Raw genomic sequence first — 16,887 nt, forward strand, 5'->3', positions numbered from 1 at the left:
CATTATCTTATATAAGACAGAAACTAATAATAGAGAATGGGAAAAGGAGATAGAAAAACAAGAAAAGGAAAAATTGCCAATAAAAGCTATGGGGTAAGACGACCAGGCCATATTAAAAGAAAACCTACATTGGAGGAAAAAATAAGAGTTGACAAAAAAATATAAATTCCTAAAAATCTATGACAAAGTTCAAAAGAACATTTCCTTCCTCATCAATATCCAATTCATAAGTATAAACGCCTATCGCCAAAGGAGTTTCTCCCACAAAATCAAAAGGCTGCAAAGTGTAAACTTCTGCTCCTGATTTTATTTGGATATATGCATATCTATAGGCTGTTTCATATTCCAAGTATTCCGAAAATTTATCTGGAGCAATATTTTCATGTATCATTTCCTCTCCCCCGACTTGAACTTCGTCGAAAGTAACCGAACTAACATTTTTTATCCTGATGTCAACAGTTTCCACATTATCATCTCTATCTGTACAAGAAATACCTGACAATGCTACTATAAACAATAAGAATAGGACCGCTTTTTTCATGTGCTAATTTTTATGAAGATGCTATAAACCAATAACGGTTGCTTTTTACAATTATTCTATCTTATGAAAACTGGCTGGTCTTCCCTTAGCGTATGTTCCTTACTATAGGTGTATTCGTCTCTATTAAAACCTCTTATATCTTCCATGGTTTTTGCATTGGTATCCAAAATATAGCGCACCATGGAACCCCTTGCTTTTTTAGCAAAAAAGCTAATTACCTTTAGCTTATCATTCTTCCAATCTTTAAAAATTGGAGTAATTACAGGAACCTTAAGGGCTTTTACATCAATAGCTCCAAAATATTCATTGCTTGCCAAATTGATAAAAAGTTCGCCATCCTCCAATTCAGAATTCAAATGTTCCGTAAGTTCTTTTTTCCAAAACTCATGCAAATTCTTTTTTCTCCCTACTTTTAATTGAGTACCCATTTCCAAACGATATGGTTGAATCAGATCAAAGGGTCTTAGCACCCCATATAGACCAGATAGAATTCTAAGAGAATCCTGTAAAGCTTTCAATTTACTTTCGAAAATAGAATAAGCATCCAGTCCTTGATACACATCACCGTTAAAGGCATAAACTGCAGGTCTTGAATTTTCCGTTGTAAATGGTATTGAAAACTGCTGATTTCGTTCCCAGTTCAATTGGGCCAAATTATCAGAAATACCCATAAGTTGAGATAGTGCTTTTGGTTTTTTCTTTGCCAAAATTTTGTTCAGCTTCTCAGCTTGTTCCAAAAATAGTGGCTGGGAATATTTGGTGGTGGGCAATTCGCTTTCAAAATCCAAAGATTTTGCAGGAGAAATAACAATTTTCATTTTTTAGCTTTTTTCTGATATAAAAATAATCGGTTTTTTTTGAAATACCCCTCATACTTAAGAAGTGTTTTCAATGGAACTATTGGCAAAGCTTATTCCATCGATTGATGCTTGGAATAGGTCTTCCATTTTTCAATACACTGTAGCATATCATCCGGAATATCCGCACTAAAACGCATCATTTCATTAGTAACTGGGTGAATAAAGCCTAGTGTTTTGGCATGTAATGCTTGTCGCGGCAAAACTTTAAAAGCATTATCTACAAATTGCTTGTATTTGGTAAAAGTAGTGCCCTTCAATATTTTGTCACCACCATATCTTTCATCATTGAACAAAGTGTGCCCAATATACTTCATATGTACACGTATTTGATGTGTTCTTCCCGTTTCCAATTTACAGGAAACCAAGGTGACATATCCCAACCTTTCCAATACTTTATAATGAGTCACAGCCTCCTTTCCTTGATCACCCTCCGGAAATACTGTCATTTGCAATCTGTTCTTTGGATGTCGAGCCAAGTTTCCTTCAATAGTACCAGCATCATCCTCCACATTTCCCCAGACCAGTGCAACATACTCCCTTTCTGTTGTTTTATCAAAAAACTGCTTGGATAGATGGGTCATTGCTTGCTCTGTCTTGGCAACGACCAAAAGACCAGATGTATCCTTATCTATCCTATGTACTAATCCCGGACGCTCGTTGCTATTTGACGGTAAATTCTCTATGTGATAGACCAAAGCATTTATTAAAGTACCAGAGTAGTTTCCATGCCCAGGGTGCACTACCATACCAGCAGGTTTATTCACAACTAAAAGCGCATCGTCCTCATATACAATATCCAAAGGAATATTCTCGGGAACCAGCAGAAATTCATAGGGAGGGTGCTCAAACATGACCTTTACCTCATCGTAAGCCTTTACTTTATAGTTCTGTTTTACGATGATATCGTTAACCCAAATATGTCCGTCTTTTGCCGCTTGTTGAATTTTATTCCGCGTGGCATTTTCAATAAAGTTCATTAAAAACTTATCCACACGCAGGGGCTCCTGTCCTTTTGAAGCTGTAAACTTATAATGCTCAAAAAGCTCATCATCGTTAGGCTCCAAATTATCTTTTGAATCCATTTTATTGATTATCAGCCTGAATAATGGCCTTTTCAGGTATTTTTCCGTTTCCGCAGATAAGTTCAACTTTGGAAGTTTTTGGAAGCCTCTCACCTGGTGAAATATACTTTCCCTTATACTTAATATTATAGACCATGTCCTTCCCCAACTCATCAATATATGTAATTCTTTCCACATCCAGGCCAACTGCTTTTAGCATGGATGACGCATTTCGTTGCGTGACTTGAATAATTCTAGGAACCGTTACTTTTTTATAACCAGAAGGATTTACAGTGACATAAATTTTTCTGTTCTCCTTCACCTTATTTCCCGCAGGTGGGGTTTGTTCAATAATAGAAAAGCGGGGATAATTGGGATCATAGTTTGCAGAATCTACTACCTCATACCTCAAATTAGCCTCTTCGATTACCTTTCGCATATCCATTACGGAAAGTTTAGAAAGGTCTGGAACCTCAACAAATTCTCCATGGTTTGTAGAACTTTTTAACCAGTTTAACGCCAAGAAAACCAAAAGTATAGATACCAATAGGGCCAGCCCCAATTGTATCAAAAAAGTCCTACTTTTTAAAAAGTTGAAAAAATTCCTCATTCTTTGTGTATTTATGGGCAAATATAGCAAACCCAATGCTTTTTTCTTTATTATAAATACGTGATATTTGTTCAATCAGATTAAACATTTCCTGTGAATATGAAAAAAAATGTGGCCATTATAATGGGCGGTTACTCTAGCGAGTACAAAATATCCTTAAAAAGTGGAAATGTGGTGTATCAATATTTGGACAAAGAAAAATTCAATGCCTTTCGTATTCACATTTTAAAAGAGAAATGGGTTTATGTTGATGCAAATGAGTCTGAGTTCCCTATAAATAAACATGATTTTTCTGTTGATATAAATGGAAATAAACAGGTTTTTGATTGTGTTTTCAACGCAATACATGGCACACCTGGGGAAAATGGGCTCATGCAAGCTTATTTTGAGTTGTTGGGAATTCCGCAAACTTCATGTGATCATTATCAATCCGCTTTAACATTTAACAAAAGGGACCTTTTAAGCACCCTAAAACCTTATGGTATTAAATCGGCTGAATCTTACTACATAAATCTTGGAGATAAAATTGATTCCAATGAAATAGTTAAAAAGGTGGGGCTTCCTTGTTTTGTCAAGGCAAATAAAGCCGGGAGTAGTTTTGGCATCTCCAAAGTCTATAAAAAAGAGGAATTAAACACCGCAATTGACAAAGCTTTTAATGAGGATGATGAGATTATTATAGAATCCTTTTTAGATGGCATAGAAGTATCTGTTGGAGTCATCACCTACCAAGGAATAACAAAAGTACTACCCATCACGGAAATAGTTTCGGAGAATGATTTTTTTGATTACGAGGCCAAATATGAAGGAAAATCACATGAAATAACTCCTGCAAGAATTTCCAAAGAGCAAAAAGAAAATGTTACCGAAATAGCTAAAAAAGCTTATGAAGTAATAAAAATGAAAGGATATTCCAGAAGTGAGTTCATTTTTATTGGCAATGAACCTTTTATGTTGGAAATGAATACCACACCAGGTCTTACAACCGAAAGCATCTTACCTCAACAGGCAAAGGAAGCCGGGATCGGTCTATCAGAATTATTTGGTTCTGCCATTGATGAAGCATTAACCGTAAAATAAGTACCTTTATAAAAGCAACACAATAGCAATACAACCAACTAATGAAACGTGCCATATTTCCAGGTTCTTTTGACCCACTTACTTTAGGACATTATGATATCATAAATAGAGGAATTACCCTTTTTGATGAAATTATAATTGCAATAGGCAAGAATGCAGACAAAAAGTATATGTTTTCCCTTTCAGAACGCAAAAAATTTATTGTAGATGCCTTTAAAGATGAACCCAAGATTAAAGTTGAGGTTTATGAAGGTCTAACAGTAGACTTTTGCAAAAAAGTGAATGCAGGTTTTATATTAAGGGGATTAAGAAATCCTGGGGATTTTGAATTTGAAAAAGCAATAGCCCATACCAATAGGAAGCTTTCGGAAATAGAAACTGTTTTTTTACTTACTTCTTCAGGGAAATCTTACATAAGCTCATCTATTGTTAGGGACGTTATTAGAAATGGGGGGGATTATACAGGTTTAGTTCCTGATACTGTGATTGTTAACAGATAAAATTGACATATTCCCTAAATTCCCGCCAAACTTATGGCAAATACTAGTATTTCCACCTATTCCACCAAATACACAAATTCCTCTTTCTTATGTTTAGTGTAGGAATATACAACATCACAACATATTTTCAAGGATTCACAACAATCCTTTAGAATTCTTAAACAAGAAATATACATTAGTAAGAAATTTCTCCATTATGCTGAGTGAGTTTCAAGTTAACGTTAATGATTATCTAATAAAACAGCTTCCTACATCTACCGCTTTTTTAAATAGAAAATTAGAGGTTCTTTACGCTTCGGATAAGTGGTATAAAGAATTTAATCTATCTCCCAAAAATGTAATAGGCGAAAATATATCTATACTTTTCAAAGCAAAGAATCCAGAATGGGAACAAACATTAAAGCAATGTTTAGATGGTAAAAGTGGTAAAAACGGAATAGTAAGTTTTTTTGATAAAAGCAATAAAGAAAAGTGGTTTGAATACAACAACGCTTCCTGGTATGATGATCAGGAGAATGTAATTGGTGTTATAGTACAAACAAAGGATATAACTGAAAAAATTCATGCCGAACAAAAGCTTAAAAAATTAGAACTTCTATTAAAAGAAAAATCTGAAATCGCAAAAATTGGAAGTTGGGAATTGCGAATTGCAGACAATAAGGTTACATGGTGCGATATAACAAAAAAAATTCATGAAGTCCCTAAAAATTATATGCCTGATGTAGACACAAGCATAAATTTTTATAAAAATGGTTTTAGCAGAAATACTATATCCATGGCCGTGTTTCATGCAATAAACAATGGGACTCCTTGGAACGAAAAACTACAGATGATTACCGCCAAAGGAAAGGAACTTTGGGTAATTGCCGCAGGAAAACCAGTATATGAAGGAGAAAAACTGGTAAGCATAATTGGTACTTTTCAAGACATTACCGCCCAAGTTGAATCTGAAATGAAAGCCAAGGAAAATGAGCATCTTTTAACAACACTTGTGGATAATCTTCCCATAAATATATATTTTAAGGATTTAGAATCAAGAAAAGTGTTTGTAAATAAATCTGAATGTGAATACTTAGGAATGCCACAAAATAAGCTTTTAGGAAAGAATGATTTTCAGTTATACAACAAAGAAATAGCACAAATTTCGAGAAATGAGGATTTAGAGGTAATGCACAATCTAGAACCTATATTGGGAATGGAGACCACCAATATTAAAAAAAATGGTGAAAAAACTACATTTATAACCTCTAAAATACCTTTAAAGGGAGAGGATGGAAATGCATATGGTCTTGTGGGGTTCAGTATGGACATCACTCCCATGAAACAAAAAGAGGAAGAATTAAGAAACCTTATAAACGTTACTTCCCTTCAAAATAAAAAACTTATAAATTTTGCCCATATTGTATCCCATAACCTTAGATCCCACTCCGCAAATTTTTCAATGTTATTGGATTTCTTTGTAAACGAAGAAAATGAAAAAGAAAAACAAAACATTATTGGAATGCTTGTCGATGCCTCGGACAATTTATTGGAAACCTTGGACAATTTAAATGATGTGGTTGCAATTAACACCAACATTAATTTAGATAAAAAATCTGTTAATTTAAGTAAGAAGATTGATTCTGTCCAAAAAAATCTAATAGCCTTTCTACAAGGCAATGATGCCATAATTGAAAATAAAGTCCCGAATGATATAAATATAAAAGTGGTTCCTGCATATATAGAAAGTATTTTAATGAATTTCATTACAAACTCTGTTAAATATAAGGACCCCAATAGAAAACCTATAGTAAGTTTAAAAGCAAAAAAACTAGAAAATTATACATTATTGAGCATATCTGACAATGGTTTGGGTATTGACCTTAATAAATACGGAGACAAACTTTTTGGTATGTATAAGACTTTTCATAACCATTCAGATGCAAAAGGAATTGGTCTTTACATTACCAAAAATCAAATAGAGGCTATGAACGGTTATGTGACCACGCAAAGTGAAGTGGGCAAGGGCACAACATTTAATATATACTTCAATGAAAACAATTAATTCTATATGTATAATAGATGACGATCCAATCACAGTATTTGGGGTTAAAAAAATCCTGGGTAAAATTGTTGAATGGAATGAAATGAGTTCTTATGCAGATGGAAAATCCGCTATTGATGGGCTAACTTCGGTTTTTATAAACAATGGCAAAACTCCAGATATTATTTTTTTGGACATTAATATGCCGATTATGGATGGGTGGCAATTTTTGGAAGAATTTATAAAGTTACCCATTACAAAAAAAGTTCAAATTAACGTTGTTACTTCTTCCATTGATCCAGTGGATCAAAAAAAGGCAGAGGATTTTGCCCTTATGACCCATCACATTATAACTTTTAGGAACAAACCACTTAGAATTGAAGAAATGAAAGAGGTTACAAAAGCTGCTTAGTTTTAAAAAATAATTTTGTTTAAGTTTGTTGTATATACCTAGCAAGGTAAATGGATGCAAAAAGAACAAATGAAACGGCTTGCCTATATTTTTTTATTTATTGTCTTTCTATCTTGTGAAGAAAAACAAACAAATCAGGTATTGGATTTTCAAACCTATTTTGAAATTTCCGATGGTCAGGAAACACCTTCATACAATGAGGTAATAAATTTCTATATTGAGCTTGCCAAAAAATTCCCTGAAATAAATATTCAAACTATTGGAGAGACGGATAGTGGGTTCCCTTTACATATAGTGACCTACAATCCTGATGGGGACTTTAATTTTCAAAAAATATCAGAAGACAAAGCCATTATAATGATAAATAATGGTATTCATCCTGGCGAAAGTGATGGTGTAGATGCTACCATGCTTTTATACCGAGATTTAGCGGTAGAAAAAATAAAAGCTCCAAAAAATACTGTTTTGGCAGCAATTCCAATTTACAACATTGGCGGAGCACTAAACAGAAACTCGACCACAAGGGTCAATCAACAAGGTCCTAAGGAATACGGGTTTCGGGGAAATGCACAAAACTATGACCTGAACAGGGATTTTATAAAAACCGACACCAAAAATACAAAAACCTTTGCCAATATCTTTCATTTAATAAAACCTGATATTTTTATTGACAATCATGTTAGCAATGGTGCGGACTATCAATATGTATTGACCCATCTTTTTACTCAGCATAATAAATTGGGAGGAAAATTAGGGAACTATCTTCACAATGAATTAATGCCTGCGCTTGAAACTTCCTTGGCAAAGGACAATTGGGACATTACTCCATATGTCAATGTATTCAATGAGGTTCCAGAAAATGGGTTTTCCCAATTCATGGATCATCCAAGATATTCTACAGGCTATACAACCTTATGGAACACGTTGGGAATGATGGTAGAAACACATATGCTAAAACCTTACAAACAAAGAGTTGAGGGCACATATGAGTTGATGAACAAAATGATTTCCATAGCAGAAAAAGATGTAAAAAAAATAAAAAGATTAAGACAAGAAACCATAGAAGTACAATCAGAACAGGAGTTCTATTACAATAACTGGCAGTTGGACACTTCCAAAATTTCAACACTGCAATTTAAGGGTTATGAAGCTGATTTTATTCCAAGTGAAATAACTGGCTTTACAAGGCTCAAATATGACAGAAATAGACCCTTTACAAAAGAAGTGGCATACAGCAATTATTTTGTTCCCCAGGATACTTTAAAAATTCCAGAAGCTTACATATTTAAAAAAGGATGGTCCAAAGTAGTAGACCTTCTCGAATTAAATCATATTTCTTATGAAAGATTGGCCAAGGATACATTATTAACAGTTGAATCCTATAGGATTAAAGATTATAAAACTAGAAACAATGCCTATGAAGGGCATTATCCTCATTATGAAACCAAAGTATCCAAGATCACAAAAAAAATACAATTTTCAGCAGGGGATTTTCTAATCCCTACCAATCAATTGGGATTAAGGTATATTATGGAGACTTTGGAACCCACGGCAGTAGATTCTTTTTTTAATTGGAATTTCTTTGATACCGTACTTCAACAGAAAGAGGGTTTTTCACCCTATGTTTTTGAAGAACTTGCATTGGAAGTTTTAAATGGGAATGAGGTGTTAAAAACAGAGTTTGAACTCAAAAAGGAAAACGAAAAAGAATTTTCTGAAAATTGGTATGCTCAATTAAATTGGGTTTATCAACATTCAGAATATTACGAGCAAGCTCATTTACAATACCCAGTGTATAGAATTATAGAATAAATCTATTCCCGGAAAAGGATTTTAATATTTGTATAGGAATTCTCCAAAGCCTTCTTTATTTTGTTAGGGTCTTTCCATTTTACTTTAACAATACCCTCGTTCAATTGACCTACCAGCTCACCTTTATAAGAAGTTTTCATGGCGTACCAATGAACCTCTTTTAGCTTAAAGACTCCATTTCTTTTAAATACATGGTAGGTGGTTTTAAGAAAGTTTTCAATCTTTAGACCCTTTACACCCGTTTCCTCCTCAACCTCGCGAATGGCACATTGTTCTATGGTCTCTCCCTTATCCAATTTCCCTTTTGGTAAATCCCATTTATCATTCCTATAAATAAAAAGGACTTTACCCTCCTTATTAGTCACAACACCTCCCGCTGCTACAACCAAAGGTATCTTTTTGGTGAATTTTTTTAGGATTTCCTCGTGGTTAGGGTGATAAATGTAAGCTTCGGGAAGTTTCTTTTTAACCAATAAATCTATTGCACTATTAATTGCCTTTTCATTCAATAAAAAATATTTTCCGTCTACGGTATCTGATAATTTATTTGTTAAAATCAGAGGGGATTCATTAACAAAAACTTTATACATTTGCGATATGGTTTTGGACAAAGACACCGCTAAAAAGACAGCAGAGCTTCTTTTACAAATTAATGCAATAAAGTTGAATCCTGAAAATCCTTTTTCATGGGCATCTGGATGGAAATCCCCAATTTATTGTGATAACAGAATATTACTCTCCTACCCTTCAATACGTACTTATATTAGGGAAGAAATTGGAAAACAAGTGGAGTCCCTATATGGAAAACCAGATGTTATTGCCGGGGTGGCCACTGGCGCCATAGGAATCGGTATGTTAGTTGCAGAATATTTGGGCCTGCCCTTTATCTATGTCAGGCCAGAACCCAAATCCCATGGAAGACAAAACCAGATAGAAGGATATTTGGAAGCGAACCAAACAGTTGTGGTTATTGAAGATTTGATAAGTACTGGAAAAAGTAGCCTAAATGCAGTGGATGCACTTAAAGAATCTGGTGCCATAATTAAGGGAATGGTCGCAATTTTCACCTATGGTTTTGATATTGCCAATAAAAATTTTGAGGATAAAAATATTGATTTACATACATTGTCCGATTATGAACATCTAGTGCAAAGGGCATCAGAAACAAATTACATTAAAAAAGAACAATTAAATACGCTCATGGAATGGAGAAAGAACCCATCCCAATGGCAACCGTAAAAATATGCATATAGAATCTCCCAAGAAGACTGTAAATAAAAGTAGCAAAGATATTTTTGAGTTTTTAATTGATATTAAAAACTTTGAAAGTTTAATGCCGGACAACATTGCAAAATTTGAAGTATTGAGTGAAGATAAATTTCTGTTCGCCCTAAAAGGTATGCCGGAAATAGTCTTAAAACTAAAAGAAACTATTCCTTATGAAAAGGTGATTTTAGGAGCTGCCAGTGACAAGCTACCTTTTACTCTAACAGCAGATATAGTTTCTACGGATGAAAGCACCAGTGAAGTTGTCCTAAATTTTGAAGGAGAATTCAATGCTATGATGGCAATGATGATAAAAGCTCCAATTACCAACTTTATAGGAACTTTATCGGATAAATTAACAAATATCTAGTCTAGTACAACAACTTAATCTCCTTTAAATCAAATTCTTGAAGAATATTATCCTCCAGGATTACCTCTAATTTTCCATTAGCGGATACTCCCCGTATAAAACCCATAAAAAGTTCATCCTTTTGATTTTTAAAAGTTGATGGCTTATCTTTTCTAAAGAGGACAGCTTCGTATTCACTTTTTAATTGTACCATGGATTTGGCTTCTGAAGCAGAAAAACTCTTTTTTAGATTTTTTAAGATTAGTGTTAATATTTCATCTAAATTAAAGGTCTGCCCCAAAATTAATTTTAAGGAAGATACATTTGGAAGTTTATGGAATACTATTTGGTTAACATTTAACCCAATTCCCACAATGGAAGATTGAATGTTTTTTCCAGAAAGCATATTTTCAATTAAAATTCCACATATTTTGTCGTTACCTGACAGAATGTCGTTTGGCCATTTCACCTTTAAATCAGGCACTTTTAAACCATGCAAAACTTCATAAACAGCAAGTGATACTTTCATATTTACAACAAACTGTTCAACCACAGGGAGAGAGTTTATTTTTTTTAAAATACTGAATGTCAAATTTTTACCTTCTTCCGAATCCCAAACAGTGCCCATTTGCCCCCTTCCATTTAATTGTTTCTTGGAAACAACTACCGTAAAATCATCCAATATATTGTCACTAATTAAGTTCTTTAAATAAGAACTTGTGGAATCGGTGGCATCAAGTTTGATTATTTGCATATAGTTTTAATAAAGATAGGTACAATCTTATGTTAAATTCAATAGCTAAGAAAACAAAAAAATAATAACTTTGTAGAAAACTAAATCTTTTGAATGCAGAAAACAAAAGCTAGCGCAGATGAATTAATTGCTTTAATCTTACACGGAATAGAAGAAGTAAAAGGAAACGACATCAATTTATTGGACCTTAGGGAAATAGAAAACACCGTTTGTGACTACTTTATAATTTGCAATGGAACTTCCAATACGCATGTTAATGCAATAGTAAACTCCATACAAAAAACAGTTAGTAAAGCTATACAAGACAAACCATGGCACGTAGAAGGTTCTGAAAATGCCGAATGGGTGTTAATGGATTATGTTAATGTGGTAGTGCATGTGTTCCAAAAGCATATTCGCGAATTCTACGACATAGAGGCGCTTTGGGGAGATGCCAAAGTAACTCAAATAGAAAGTAGCGTTAATCAGTAAAAAAAAAGAATGGCTAAAGATAAAAATACAAGTCCCAAAAAACCTAAATTCAGCTCATGGTGGATATATGGTTTAATTGCAATACTATTGTTGGGCTTCCAATTTTTTGGCAGCAATAGTTTTGCCAACACAAAGAAGACAACAACCTCTGAGTTACAGGAATACCTTAGGAATGGTGATATTTCTAAAATATTGATCATTACCAATACACGCCAGGCAAAAGTTTTCCTTACCGACGAGGCATTACAAAAGGATGTGCACAAAGATGTGGCCGAAAAACCATTGATACCATCAACTGGTATAGTTCCCCAGTATGTACTTGATTATGGGGACCTACAGAATTTTGAGAATGATATCAAAAAACTGAAACAAGAGAATAATCTGGAGACCATTGTAGACTATGACACTGAGTCCAATTTATTTATGGAAATGCTATTGGGGATACTTCCTTTTATCCTTATTATAGGTATTTGGATTTATCTTATGCGCAGAATGTCTGGTGGAGCTGGTGGTGGAGCTGGTGGTCAAATTTTTAATATTGGCAAATCCAAAGCCAAGCTTTTTGACGAGAAAACAGACACCCGAACCTCCTTTAAAGATGTTGCCGGACTAGAAGGCGCAAAGGAAGAAGTTGAGGAAATTGTTGAATTTCTAAGAAACCCAGATAAATATACTTCATTGGGAGGTAAAATTCCAAAAGGCGCTTTATTGGTAGGTCCTCCTGGAACAGGAAAAACACTATTGGCAAAGGCCGTTGCCGGTGAGGCCAAAGTTCCTTTTTTCTCATTATCTGGTTCAGATTTTGTTGAAATGTTTGTGGGAGTAGGTGCTTCCAGGGTTAGGGATTTATTTAAACAAGCAAAAGATAAATCACCAGCAATCATATTTATTGATGAAATTGATGCTATTGGACGTGCAAGAGGAAAAAATAACTTTACAGGTTCCAATGATGAAAGAGAAAACACACTAAATCAATTATTGACTGAAATGGACGGTTTTGGGACCAATACCAACGTTATTGTATTGGCAGCAACCAACCGTGCAGATGTTTTGGACAAAGCATTGATGAGAGCTGGTAGATTTGACAGACAAATATATGTTGACCTTCCAGACATTAGAGAGCGTAAGGAAATATTTGAAGTTCATTTAAGACCTATAAAGACTGCTGAAACATTGGATTTGGATTTTCTTTCCAGACAGACTCCTGGTTTTTCTGGAGCGGACATCGCCAATGTATGTAATGAAGCTGCTCTGATTGCCGCTAGAAAAGAAAAGAAAGCTGTTACCAAACAAGACTTTTTAGATGCGGTGGATAGAATAGTTGGTGGTCTTGAAAAGAAAAATAAAATCATAACTCCAGGTGAGAAAAAAACAATTGCCTATCATGAAGCGGGTCATGCAACAGTAAGTTGGATGTTGGAACATGCCGCACCTTTGGTAAAAGTAACTATTGTGCCAAGGGGACAATCTTTGGGAGCTGCATGGTATTTACCAGAAGAACGGCTTATAGTACGCCCAGAACAGATGCTAGATGAAATGTGTGCCACCATGGGAGGTAGGGCCGCAGAAAAGGTAATGTTCAACAAAATTTCCACAGGAGCCTTAAGCGACTTGGAAAAAGTGACCAAACAAGCTAGGGCCATGGTCACCGTTTATGGTCTCAATGATGAAATTGGAAACGTTACCTATTATGATTCTTCAGGCCAAAATGATTATGGTTTCTCTAAACCTTATAGTGAAGAAACAGCTCAAAAAATTGATGAAGAAATTTCAAAAATGATTGAGGAACAATATAAGAGGGCAATTGATCTTTTAAATAACAACAAAGATAAACTTACAGAACTTGCTGAACGTTTATTGGAAAAAGAAGTTATCTTTAAGGACGATTTAGAAAAAATCTTTGGAAAAAGACCATTTGACAGTGGTGCTGGTGAAGAAATTGCTGAAAAAGAACCAGCAAAGGAAGAGGAAAAGAGTGAATAAAAACTTGTTGTTTTTAGTCAATATCTTATTATTTTGAAGCTTTTTAGTATTAATGGGGTTATTTGATAAGTTATTTGGAGGAGGAAAAAAGGTTCCCAAAGAGACTGTGGAAACAAGAGGTGCCCATATGCCCAACCTCAACATCCCCGTAGATGAAAAATTCACCATTTATTTTAAAAAAAATGGGGGAAAGTTTCTTTATTGCGAATCTTTCTCCGAAGTTTCTGAGGCCCTTAAGAATATATTGATTGAAAACCAATGGGAAAATCATCCCTTCTTCTCTATGAATTCTAGATTGGAAGAAAAATTTTCAAAAGAAAATATCACGTTCACCAACAAAGCACATAAAAGCGAAATATTCTTTACCACCTGTGAGCATTTGGTTGCCCAAAATGGTTCTATATTGGTTTGTTCCCATCAATTAAAAGAAAAAAAACTGCACGAGCTTCCTTCCAACCTAATTGTTTTTGCCACCACCAGTCAATTAGTGGATTCAATTGGAGAAGGGCTAAAAACTATAAAGAAGAAATACAAAAACCAGATTCCGGCTAATATTACTACCATAAAGCACTTTCAATTAACACCAGAAAACAAAAATGATTTCCTTTCCTATGGTAGTACTTCCAAAAATTTATATCTTTTATTGATGGAAGACCTTTAATATGAAAGAAATTCTTAGGCGATTAATCACAGGGGCAGTATATGTTATTCTCTTGTTGTCCGCAGTTTTTTTAAGTTCCGATGCCTTTGATTTTTTGTTCATGACTTTTGGCCTTGCCTGTCTTTATGAATACAAAAGATTGGTACATCTTAAGGGATATCATATTTTTATAGCCTATTTGGGCCTATGGTGGGCCTACATTTACCTTATTAAAGACAACATTCCTATTTACATTCTGCTTATTGTCACCATTGCCGTAAACTTTTCACTTTTAGTCTATTTGTTCTCAAAAAAAGAAAGACATTTTAGCACTTTACAAAAATTTATAGTTGGCCTTTTTTATATTGGAGGAGGTTGCATTTTCTTAACCATGATTCCTTATAAAAACAACAATTTTGCCCAACTCCTAATAATGGGTATTTTTATACTCATTTGGGTGAATGACTCTTTTGCCTATTTAGTTGGAAAAAGTATGGGGCGCACAAAATTGTACTCAGCGGTTTCCCCAAAAAAAACAATTGAGGGTACACTGGGTGGTTTGGTTTTTGCCATTTTTGCAGCCTATTTAATTTCAATATATGACACCAACCTTACCATGCAACAATGGATTATCTTGGCTGTTGTAATTGTGGTTATGGGTAGTTTGGGGGATTTAGTCGAATCAAAATTTAAACGCGTTGCTGGAGTTAAGGACAGTGGTGCTATTTTACCAGGTCATGGGGGCATGTTAGACCGTTTGGATAGTTTGGTCTTTGCGGCTCCTTTTGCCTATTTAACGATAAATATTTTTACACATGTTTCATAGAGAGGGGCAAAAAATCATCCTAATTACTTTTTTAATTGTTTCGGCCATTGTGTTAGGGGCTCAGTTTTATATAGAGCATCCATGGTTAAAATTGGGATTGCAAATTGTTGCATTATTGATTTTAATTTTGATTTTACAGTTTTTCAGAAACCCTAAAAGAACGGTGAATCCAACCTTTGACGATATACTAGCGCCAGTGGACGGAAAAGTAGTAGTCATTGAAGAAGTTGAAGAAACGGAATATTTTAAGGACAAACGTCTACAGGTTTCAATTTTTATGTCACCTATTAATGTACATGTGACCCGTTACGCAGCATCAGGAAGCATTAAATATTCCAAATACCATCCTGGGAAATATTTAGTGGCATGGCACCCAAAATCCAGTACCGAAAATGAGCGCACGACTGTAGTCATTAATACTCCAAAATTTGGTGACATTCTGTATAGGCAAATTGCAGGAGCTTTAGCTAAACGTATTGTTAATTATGCTGAAGTTGGTGAAAGTGTTCAACAGGGAACAGATGCGGGATTCATTAAATTTGGTTCTCGCGTGGATTTGTTATTACCTTTAGATTGTGCAGTAGCAGTTAAATTAAACCAAAAAGTAGTGGGTGCCAAAACTTGTATTGCGACATTGGCAAGTAAGGATGAAAAATGAGAAATTACATAAGGAATTTGAAGAGGCTGTTGAATTTGTAAACTCATATGAAGAACCTTTCCCTGCCGACCTTCTATTAAAACTTTATGCCTATTATAAAATTGCAAACAAGAATTTTGGAACTCCAGGCAGTAAAACCCCTTTGATAAATGCTTTTAAGGCCAATGCCCTAATACAGGCAAGAAACTTGAGCCGTGAAGATGCAATGAAAAATTATGTGAAATTGGTAAATAAGGAAATTAGAAAAAAGAAGTAATACTCCTATTAAGCTTTTTACTCGTATAAATCAGTTATATCGGACTTACAAAGGTCTGCCATAAAATTGCCTATTTTTTTTGTAACGGCCTTAAAATATTTTTCTCCTTTTTCAGCAGTAGAAAATTCAGGGTTACCAACACCAGTATCTTCGCTTATTTGGGACCATTTGCGCTCCGCCCAAACCCATCCTTCAGAAAAATCTTTTATTTTATATTTCTTGCTAGCTCCTTTTCCCCATGAATCTTTTGAAAGCACTAAATCTGGTTTTAAATACAACAGAATACTCGTTTCCATTTCATCTGCATGATCGCCTTCTTCATCAAAAAACTCTGACTTATTTAAAGATTGAAACCAGTTAGAAAAACATATGAACATTTCCGGAAACTTTAATCCTAACTCCCGAACCAAAGGCTTAAAATTATTTCCACCATGACTGTTAAAAATCATTAACTTTTTTATTCCATGTCTATCCAATGTTGTAACTACATCGGACAAAATGGCCAATTGGGTAGTAGGGTTTAAATTGATATCCAAGTATATATCTGACTGCCCTGTATTTACACCAAAAGGAATTGTGGGCAACACAATAACTTTTGCTCCTTTTCCCCATGCAATTCTTGCTGATTCAACTGCCAGGGCATCAGCTTCAATAATATCGGTAGCATAGGGCAAGTGATAGTTGTGGGCCTCTGTTGCGCCCCAAGGCAGAATTGCCAAATCAAACTTTTCATCCTTTAAATGCTTCCAATTGGTTTCAGCTAAAATATAGGGCCTAATACTCAT

21 protein-coding genes are annotated in these 16,887 nt (G+C 34.6%); 14 read left to right on the top strand and 7 right to left on the bottom strand.

Features of this window, described 5'->3' with window-relative positions; translation table 11 throughout:
• Nucleotides 1-36: 36 nt before the first annotated feature.
• Nucleotides 37-165 carry a 30S ribosomal protein THX gene (locus GGR42_RS05700; RefSeq protein ID WP_167961715.1) on the top strand — a complete coding sequence of 43 codons (129 nt, stop codon included), beginning with the start codon at nt 37-39 and terminating at the stop codon, nt 163-165.
• A 4-nt stretch (nt 166-169) separates the two neighbouring features.
• On the opposite strand, the gene GGR42_RS05705 is transcribed toward GGR42_RS05700, so the two are convergent.
• The 4 genes from GGR42_RS05705 to GGR42_RS05720 all read right to left on the bottom strand — a co-directional run bounded on the left by GGR42_RS05705 (nt 170) and on the right by GGR42_RS05720 (nt 3,072).
• Nucleotides 170-541, bottom strand: coding sequence for a hypothetical protein (locus GGR42_RS05705; protein ID WP_167961717.1), 372 nt, complete (start codon nt 539-541; stop codon nt 170-172).
• A gap of 56 nt (nt 542-597) precedes the next feature.
• Nucleotides 598-1,359, bottom strand: a complete 762-nt coding sequence (gene yaaA / locus GGR42_RS05710; protein WP_167961719.1) for a peroxide stress protein YaaA — start codon at nt 1,357-1,359, stop codon at nt 598-600.
• Nucleotides 1,360-1,451: 92 nt separating this feature from the next.
• Nucleotides 1,452-2,483 carry an RluA family pseudouridine synthase gene (locus GGR42_RS05715; protein ID WP_167961721.1) on the bottom strand — a complete coding sequence of 344 codons (1,032 nt, stop codon included), beginning with the start codon at nt 2,481-2,483 and terminating at the stop codon, nt 1,452-1,454.
• 1 nt (nt 2,484) lies between these two features.
• Nucleotides 2,485-3,072: a PASTA domain-containing protein gene (locus GGR42_RS05720; protein WP_167961723.1), complete on the bottom strand. Its 588-nt coding sequence runs from the start codon at nt 3,070-3,072 to the stop codon at nt 2,485-2,487.
• Between the two features lie 99 nt (nt 3,073-3,171).
• On the opposite strand from GGR42_RS05720, the gene GGR42_RS05725 reads away from it, so the two are divergent.
• The 5 genes from GGR42_RS05725 to GGR42_RS05745 all read left to right on the top strand — a co-directional run bounded on the left by GGR42_RS05725 (nt 3,172) and on the right by GGR42_RS05745 (nt 8,899).
• On the top strand, nt 3,172-4,152 hold the full coding sequence (locus GGR42_RS05725; protein WP_167961725.1) for a D-alanine--D-alanine ligase: 981 nt from the start codon (nt 3,172-3,174) through the stop codon (nt 4,150-4,152).
• Nucleotides 4,153-4,193: 41 nt separating this feature from the next.
• On the top strand, nt 4,194-4,652 hold the full coding sequence (gene coaD / locus GGR42_RS05730) for a pantetheine-phosphate adenylyltransferase (protein ID WP_167961727.1): 459 nt from the start codon (nt 4,194-4,196) through the stop codon (nt 4,650-4,652).
• Between the two features lie 196 nt (nt 4,653-4,848).
• Complete coding sequence (locus GGR42_RS05735) at nt 4,849-6,696, top strand: PAS domain-containing protein (protein WP_167961729.1); 1,848 nt, start codon at nt 4,849-4,851, stop codon at nt 6,694-6,696.
• A complete protein-coding gene (locus GGR42_RS05740) occupies nt 6,683-7,087 on the top strand; it encodes a response regulator (protein ID WP_167961731.1) in 405 nt (134 codons plus the stop codon). Before GGR42_RS05735 ends, GGR42_RS05740 begins: the two co-directional genes overlap by 14 nt.
• Before the next feature lie 69 nt (nt 7,088-7,156).
• Complete coding sequence (locus GGR42_RS05745) at nt 7,157-8,899, top strand: M14 family metallopeptidase (RefSeq protein ID WP_167961752.1); 1,743 nt, start codon at nt 7,157-7,159, stop codon at nt 8,897-8,899.
• A gap of 2 nt (nt 8,900-8,901) precedes the next feature.
• On the opposite strand, the gene GGR42_RS05750 is transcribed toward GGR42_RS05745, so the two are convergent.
• A complete protein-coding gene (locus GGR42_RS05750) occupies nt 8,902-9,489 on the bottom strand; it encodes an NUDIX hydrolase (protein ID WP_167961754.1) in 588 nt (195 codons plus the stop codon).
• 7 nt (nt 9,490-9,496) lie between these two features.
• Between GGR42_RS05750 and pyrE the strand changes: the two genes are divergently transcribed.
• Nucleotides 9,497-10,138, top strand: a complete 642-nt coding sequence (pyrE, locus tag GGR42_RS05755) for an orotate phosphoribosyltransferase (protein WP_167961756.1) — start codon at nt 9,497-9,499, stop codon at nt 10,136-10,138.
• A 4-nt stretch (nt 10,139-10,142) separates the two neighbouring features.
• Entirely contained in the window at nt 10,143-10,535 is a 393-nt protein-coding gene (locus tag GGR42_RS05760) for an SRPBCC family protein (protein WP_167961758.1), read from the top strand.
• 1 nt (nt 10,536) lies between these two features.
• Here the strand turns inward: GGR42_RS05760 and GGR42_RS05765 are convergent, their stop codons facing one another.
• Complete coding sequence (locus tag GGR42_RS05765; protein ID WP_167961760.1) at nt 10,537-11,268, bottom strand: biotin--[acetyl-CoA-carboxylase] ligase; 732 nt, start codon at nt 11,266-11,268, stop codon at nt 10,537-10,539.
• 93 nt (nt 11,269-11,361) lie between these two features.
• Between GGR42_RS05765 and rsfS the strand changes: the two genes are divergently transcribed.
• From rsfS to GGR42_RS05795, 6 genes are read left to right on the top strand one after another with little or no spacing between them, the layout of a single operon-like run.
• Nucleotides 11,362-11,739: a ribosome silencing factor gene (gene rsfS / locus GGR42_RS05770; RefSeq protein ID WP_167961772.1), complete on the top strand. Its 378-nt coding sequence runs from the start codon at nt 11,362-11,364 to the stop codon at nt 11,737-11,739.
• A gap of 9 nt (nt 11,740-11,748) precedes the next feature.
• The gene (ftsH, locus tag GGR42_RS05775; protein ID WP_167961783.1) at nt 11,749-13,722 is read left to right on the top strand and encodes an ATP-dependent zinc metalloprotease FtsH; all 1,974 of its coding nucleotides are present in this window, start codon (nt 11,749-11,751) and stop codon (nt 13,720-13,722) included.
• A gap of 52 nt (nt 13,723-13,774) precedes the next feature.
• Entirely contained in the window at nt 13,775-14,383 is a 609-nt protein-coding gene (locus tag GGR42_RS05780) for an LUD domain-containing protein (RefSeq protein WP_167961795.1), read from the top strand.
• Nucleotide 14,384: 1 nt separating this feature from the next.
• The gene (locus GGR42_RS05785; RefSeq protein ID WP_167961797.1) at nt 14,385-15,188 is read left to right on the top strand and encodes a phosphatidate cytidylyltransferase; all 804 of its coding nucleotides are present in this window, start codon (nt 14,385-14,387) and stop codon (nt 15,186-15,188) included.
• A complete protein-coding gene (locus GGR42_RS05790) occupies nt 15,178-15,846 on the top strand; it encodes a phosphatidylserine decarboxylase family protein (RefSeq protein ID WP_167961799.1) in 669 nt (222 codons plus the stop codon). Before GGR42_RS05785 ends, GGR42_RS05790 begins: the two co-directional genes overlap by 11 nt.
• Entirely contained in the window at nt 15,836-16,102 is a 267-nt protein-coding gene (locus GGR42_RS05795) for an acyl-CoA-binding protein (RefSeq protein WP_167961801.1), read from the top strand. Before GGR42_RS05790 ends, GGR42_RS05795 begins: the two co-directional genes overlap by 11 nt.
• Before the next feature lie 17 nt (nt 16,103-16,119).
• On the opposite strand, the gene GGR42_RS05800 is transcribed toward GGR42_RS05795, so the two are convergent.
• Nucleotides 16,120-16,887 carry a creatininase family protein gene (locus GGR42_RS05800; protein ID WP_209023926.1) on the bottom strand — a complete coding sequence of 256 codons (768 nt, stop codon included), beginning with the start codon at nt 16,885-16,887 and terminating at the stop codon, nt 16,120-16,122.

Origin of the sequence: Saonia flava (assembly GCF_011927795.1) — a bacterium.
In the GTDB taxonomy this organism is placed as follows: Bacteria; Bacteroidota; Bacteroidia; order Flavobacteriales; family Flavobacteriaceae; genus Saonia; species Saonia flava.

Bases quoted from the DNA above. Each gene is read 5' to 3' on its own strand.
- GGR42_RS05700 (WP_167961715.1), top strand. From the start codon at position 37: ATGGGAAAAGGAGATAGAAAAACAAGAAAAGGAAAAATTGCCAATAAA.
- GGR42_RS05705 (WP_167961717.1), bottom strand. From the start codon at position 541: ATGAAAAAAGCGGTCCTATTCTTATTGTTTATAGTAGCATTGTCAGGT.
- yaaA (WP_167961719.1), bottom strand. From the start codon at position 1,359: ATGAAAATTGTTATTTCTCCTGCAAAATCTTTGGATTTTGAAAGCGAA.
- GGR42_RS05715 (WP_167961721.1), bottom strand. From the start codon at position 2,483: ATGGATTCAAAAGATAATTTGGAGCCTAACGATGATGAGCTTTTTGAG.
- GGR42_RS05720 (WP_167961723.1), bottom strand. From the start codon at position 3,072: ATGAGGAATTTTTTCAACTTTTTAAAAAGTAGGACTTTTTTGATACAA.
- GGR42_RS05725 (WP_167961725.1), top strand. From the start codon at position 3,172: ATGAAAAAAAATGTGGCCATTATAATGGGCGGTTACTCTAGCGAGTAC.
- coaD (WP_167961727.1), top strand. From the start codon at position 4,194: ATGAAACGTGCCATATTTCCAGGTTCTTTTGACCCACTTACTTTAGGA.
- GGR42_RS05735 (WP_167961729.1), top strand. From the start codon at position 4,849: ATGCTGAGTGAGTTTCAAGTTAACGTTAATGATTATCTAATAAAACAG.
- GGR42_RS05740 (WP_167961731.1), top strand. From the start codon at position 6,683: ATGAAAACAATTAATTCTATATGTATAATAGATGACGATCCAATCACA.
- GGR42_RS05745 (WP_167961752.1), top strand. From the start codon at position 7,157: ATGAAACGGCTTGCCTATATTTTTTTATTTATTGTCTTTCTATCTTGT.
- GGR42_RS05750 (WP_167961754.1), bottom strand. From the start codon at position 9,489: ATGTATAAAGTTTTTGTTAATGAATCCCCTCTGATTTTAACAAATAAA.
- pyrE (WP_167961756.1), top strand. From the start codon at position 9,497: ATGGTTTTGGACAAAGACACCGCTAAAAAGACAGCAGAGCTTCTTTTA.
- GGR42_RS05760 (WP_167961758.1), top strand. From the start codon at position 10,143: ATGCATATAGAATCTCCCAAGAAGACTGTAAATAAAAGTAGCAAAGAT.
- GGR42_RS05765 (WP_167961760.1), bottom strand. From the start codon at position 11,268: ATGCAAATAATCAAACTTGATGCCACCGATTCCACAAGTTCTTATTTA.
- rsfS (WP_167961772.1), top strand. From the start codon at position 11,362: ATGCAGAAAACAAAAGCTAGCGCAGATGAATTAATTGCTTTAATCTTA.
- ftsH (WP_167961783.1), top strand. From the start codon at position 11,749: ATGGCTAAAGATAAAAATACAAGTCCCAAAAAACCTAAATTCAGCTCA.
- GGR42_RS05780 (WP_167961795.1), top strand. From the start codon at position 13,775: ATGGGGTTATTTGATAAGTTATTTGGAGGAGGAAAAAAGGTTCCCAAA.
- GGR42_RS05785 (WP_167961797.1), top strand. From the start codon at position 14,385: ATGAAAGAAATTCTTAGGCGATTAATCACAGGGGCAGTATATGTTATT.
- GGR42_RS05790 (WP_167961799.1), top strand. From the start codon at position 15,178: ATGTTTCATAGAGAGGGGCAAAAAATCATCCTAATTACTTTTTTAATT.
- GGR42_RS05795 (WP_167961801.1), top strand. From the start codon at position 15,836: ATGAAAAATGAGAAATTACATAAGGAATTTGAAGAGGCTGTTGAATTT.
- GGR42_RS05800 (WP_209023926.1), bottom strand. From the start codon at position 16,887: ATGAGTATTAGGCCCTATATTTTAGCTGAAACCAATTGGAAGCATTTA.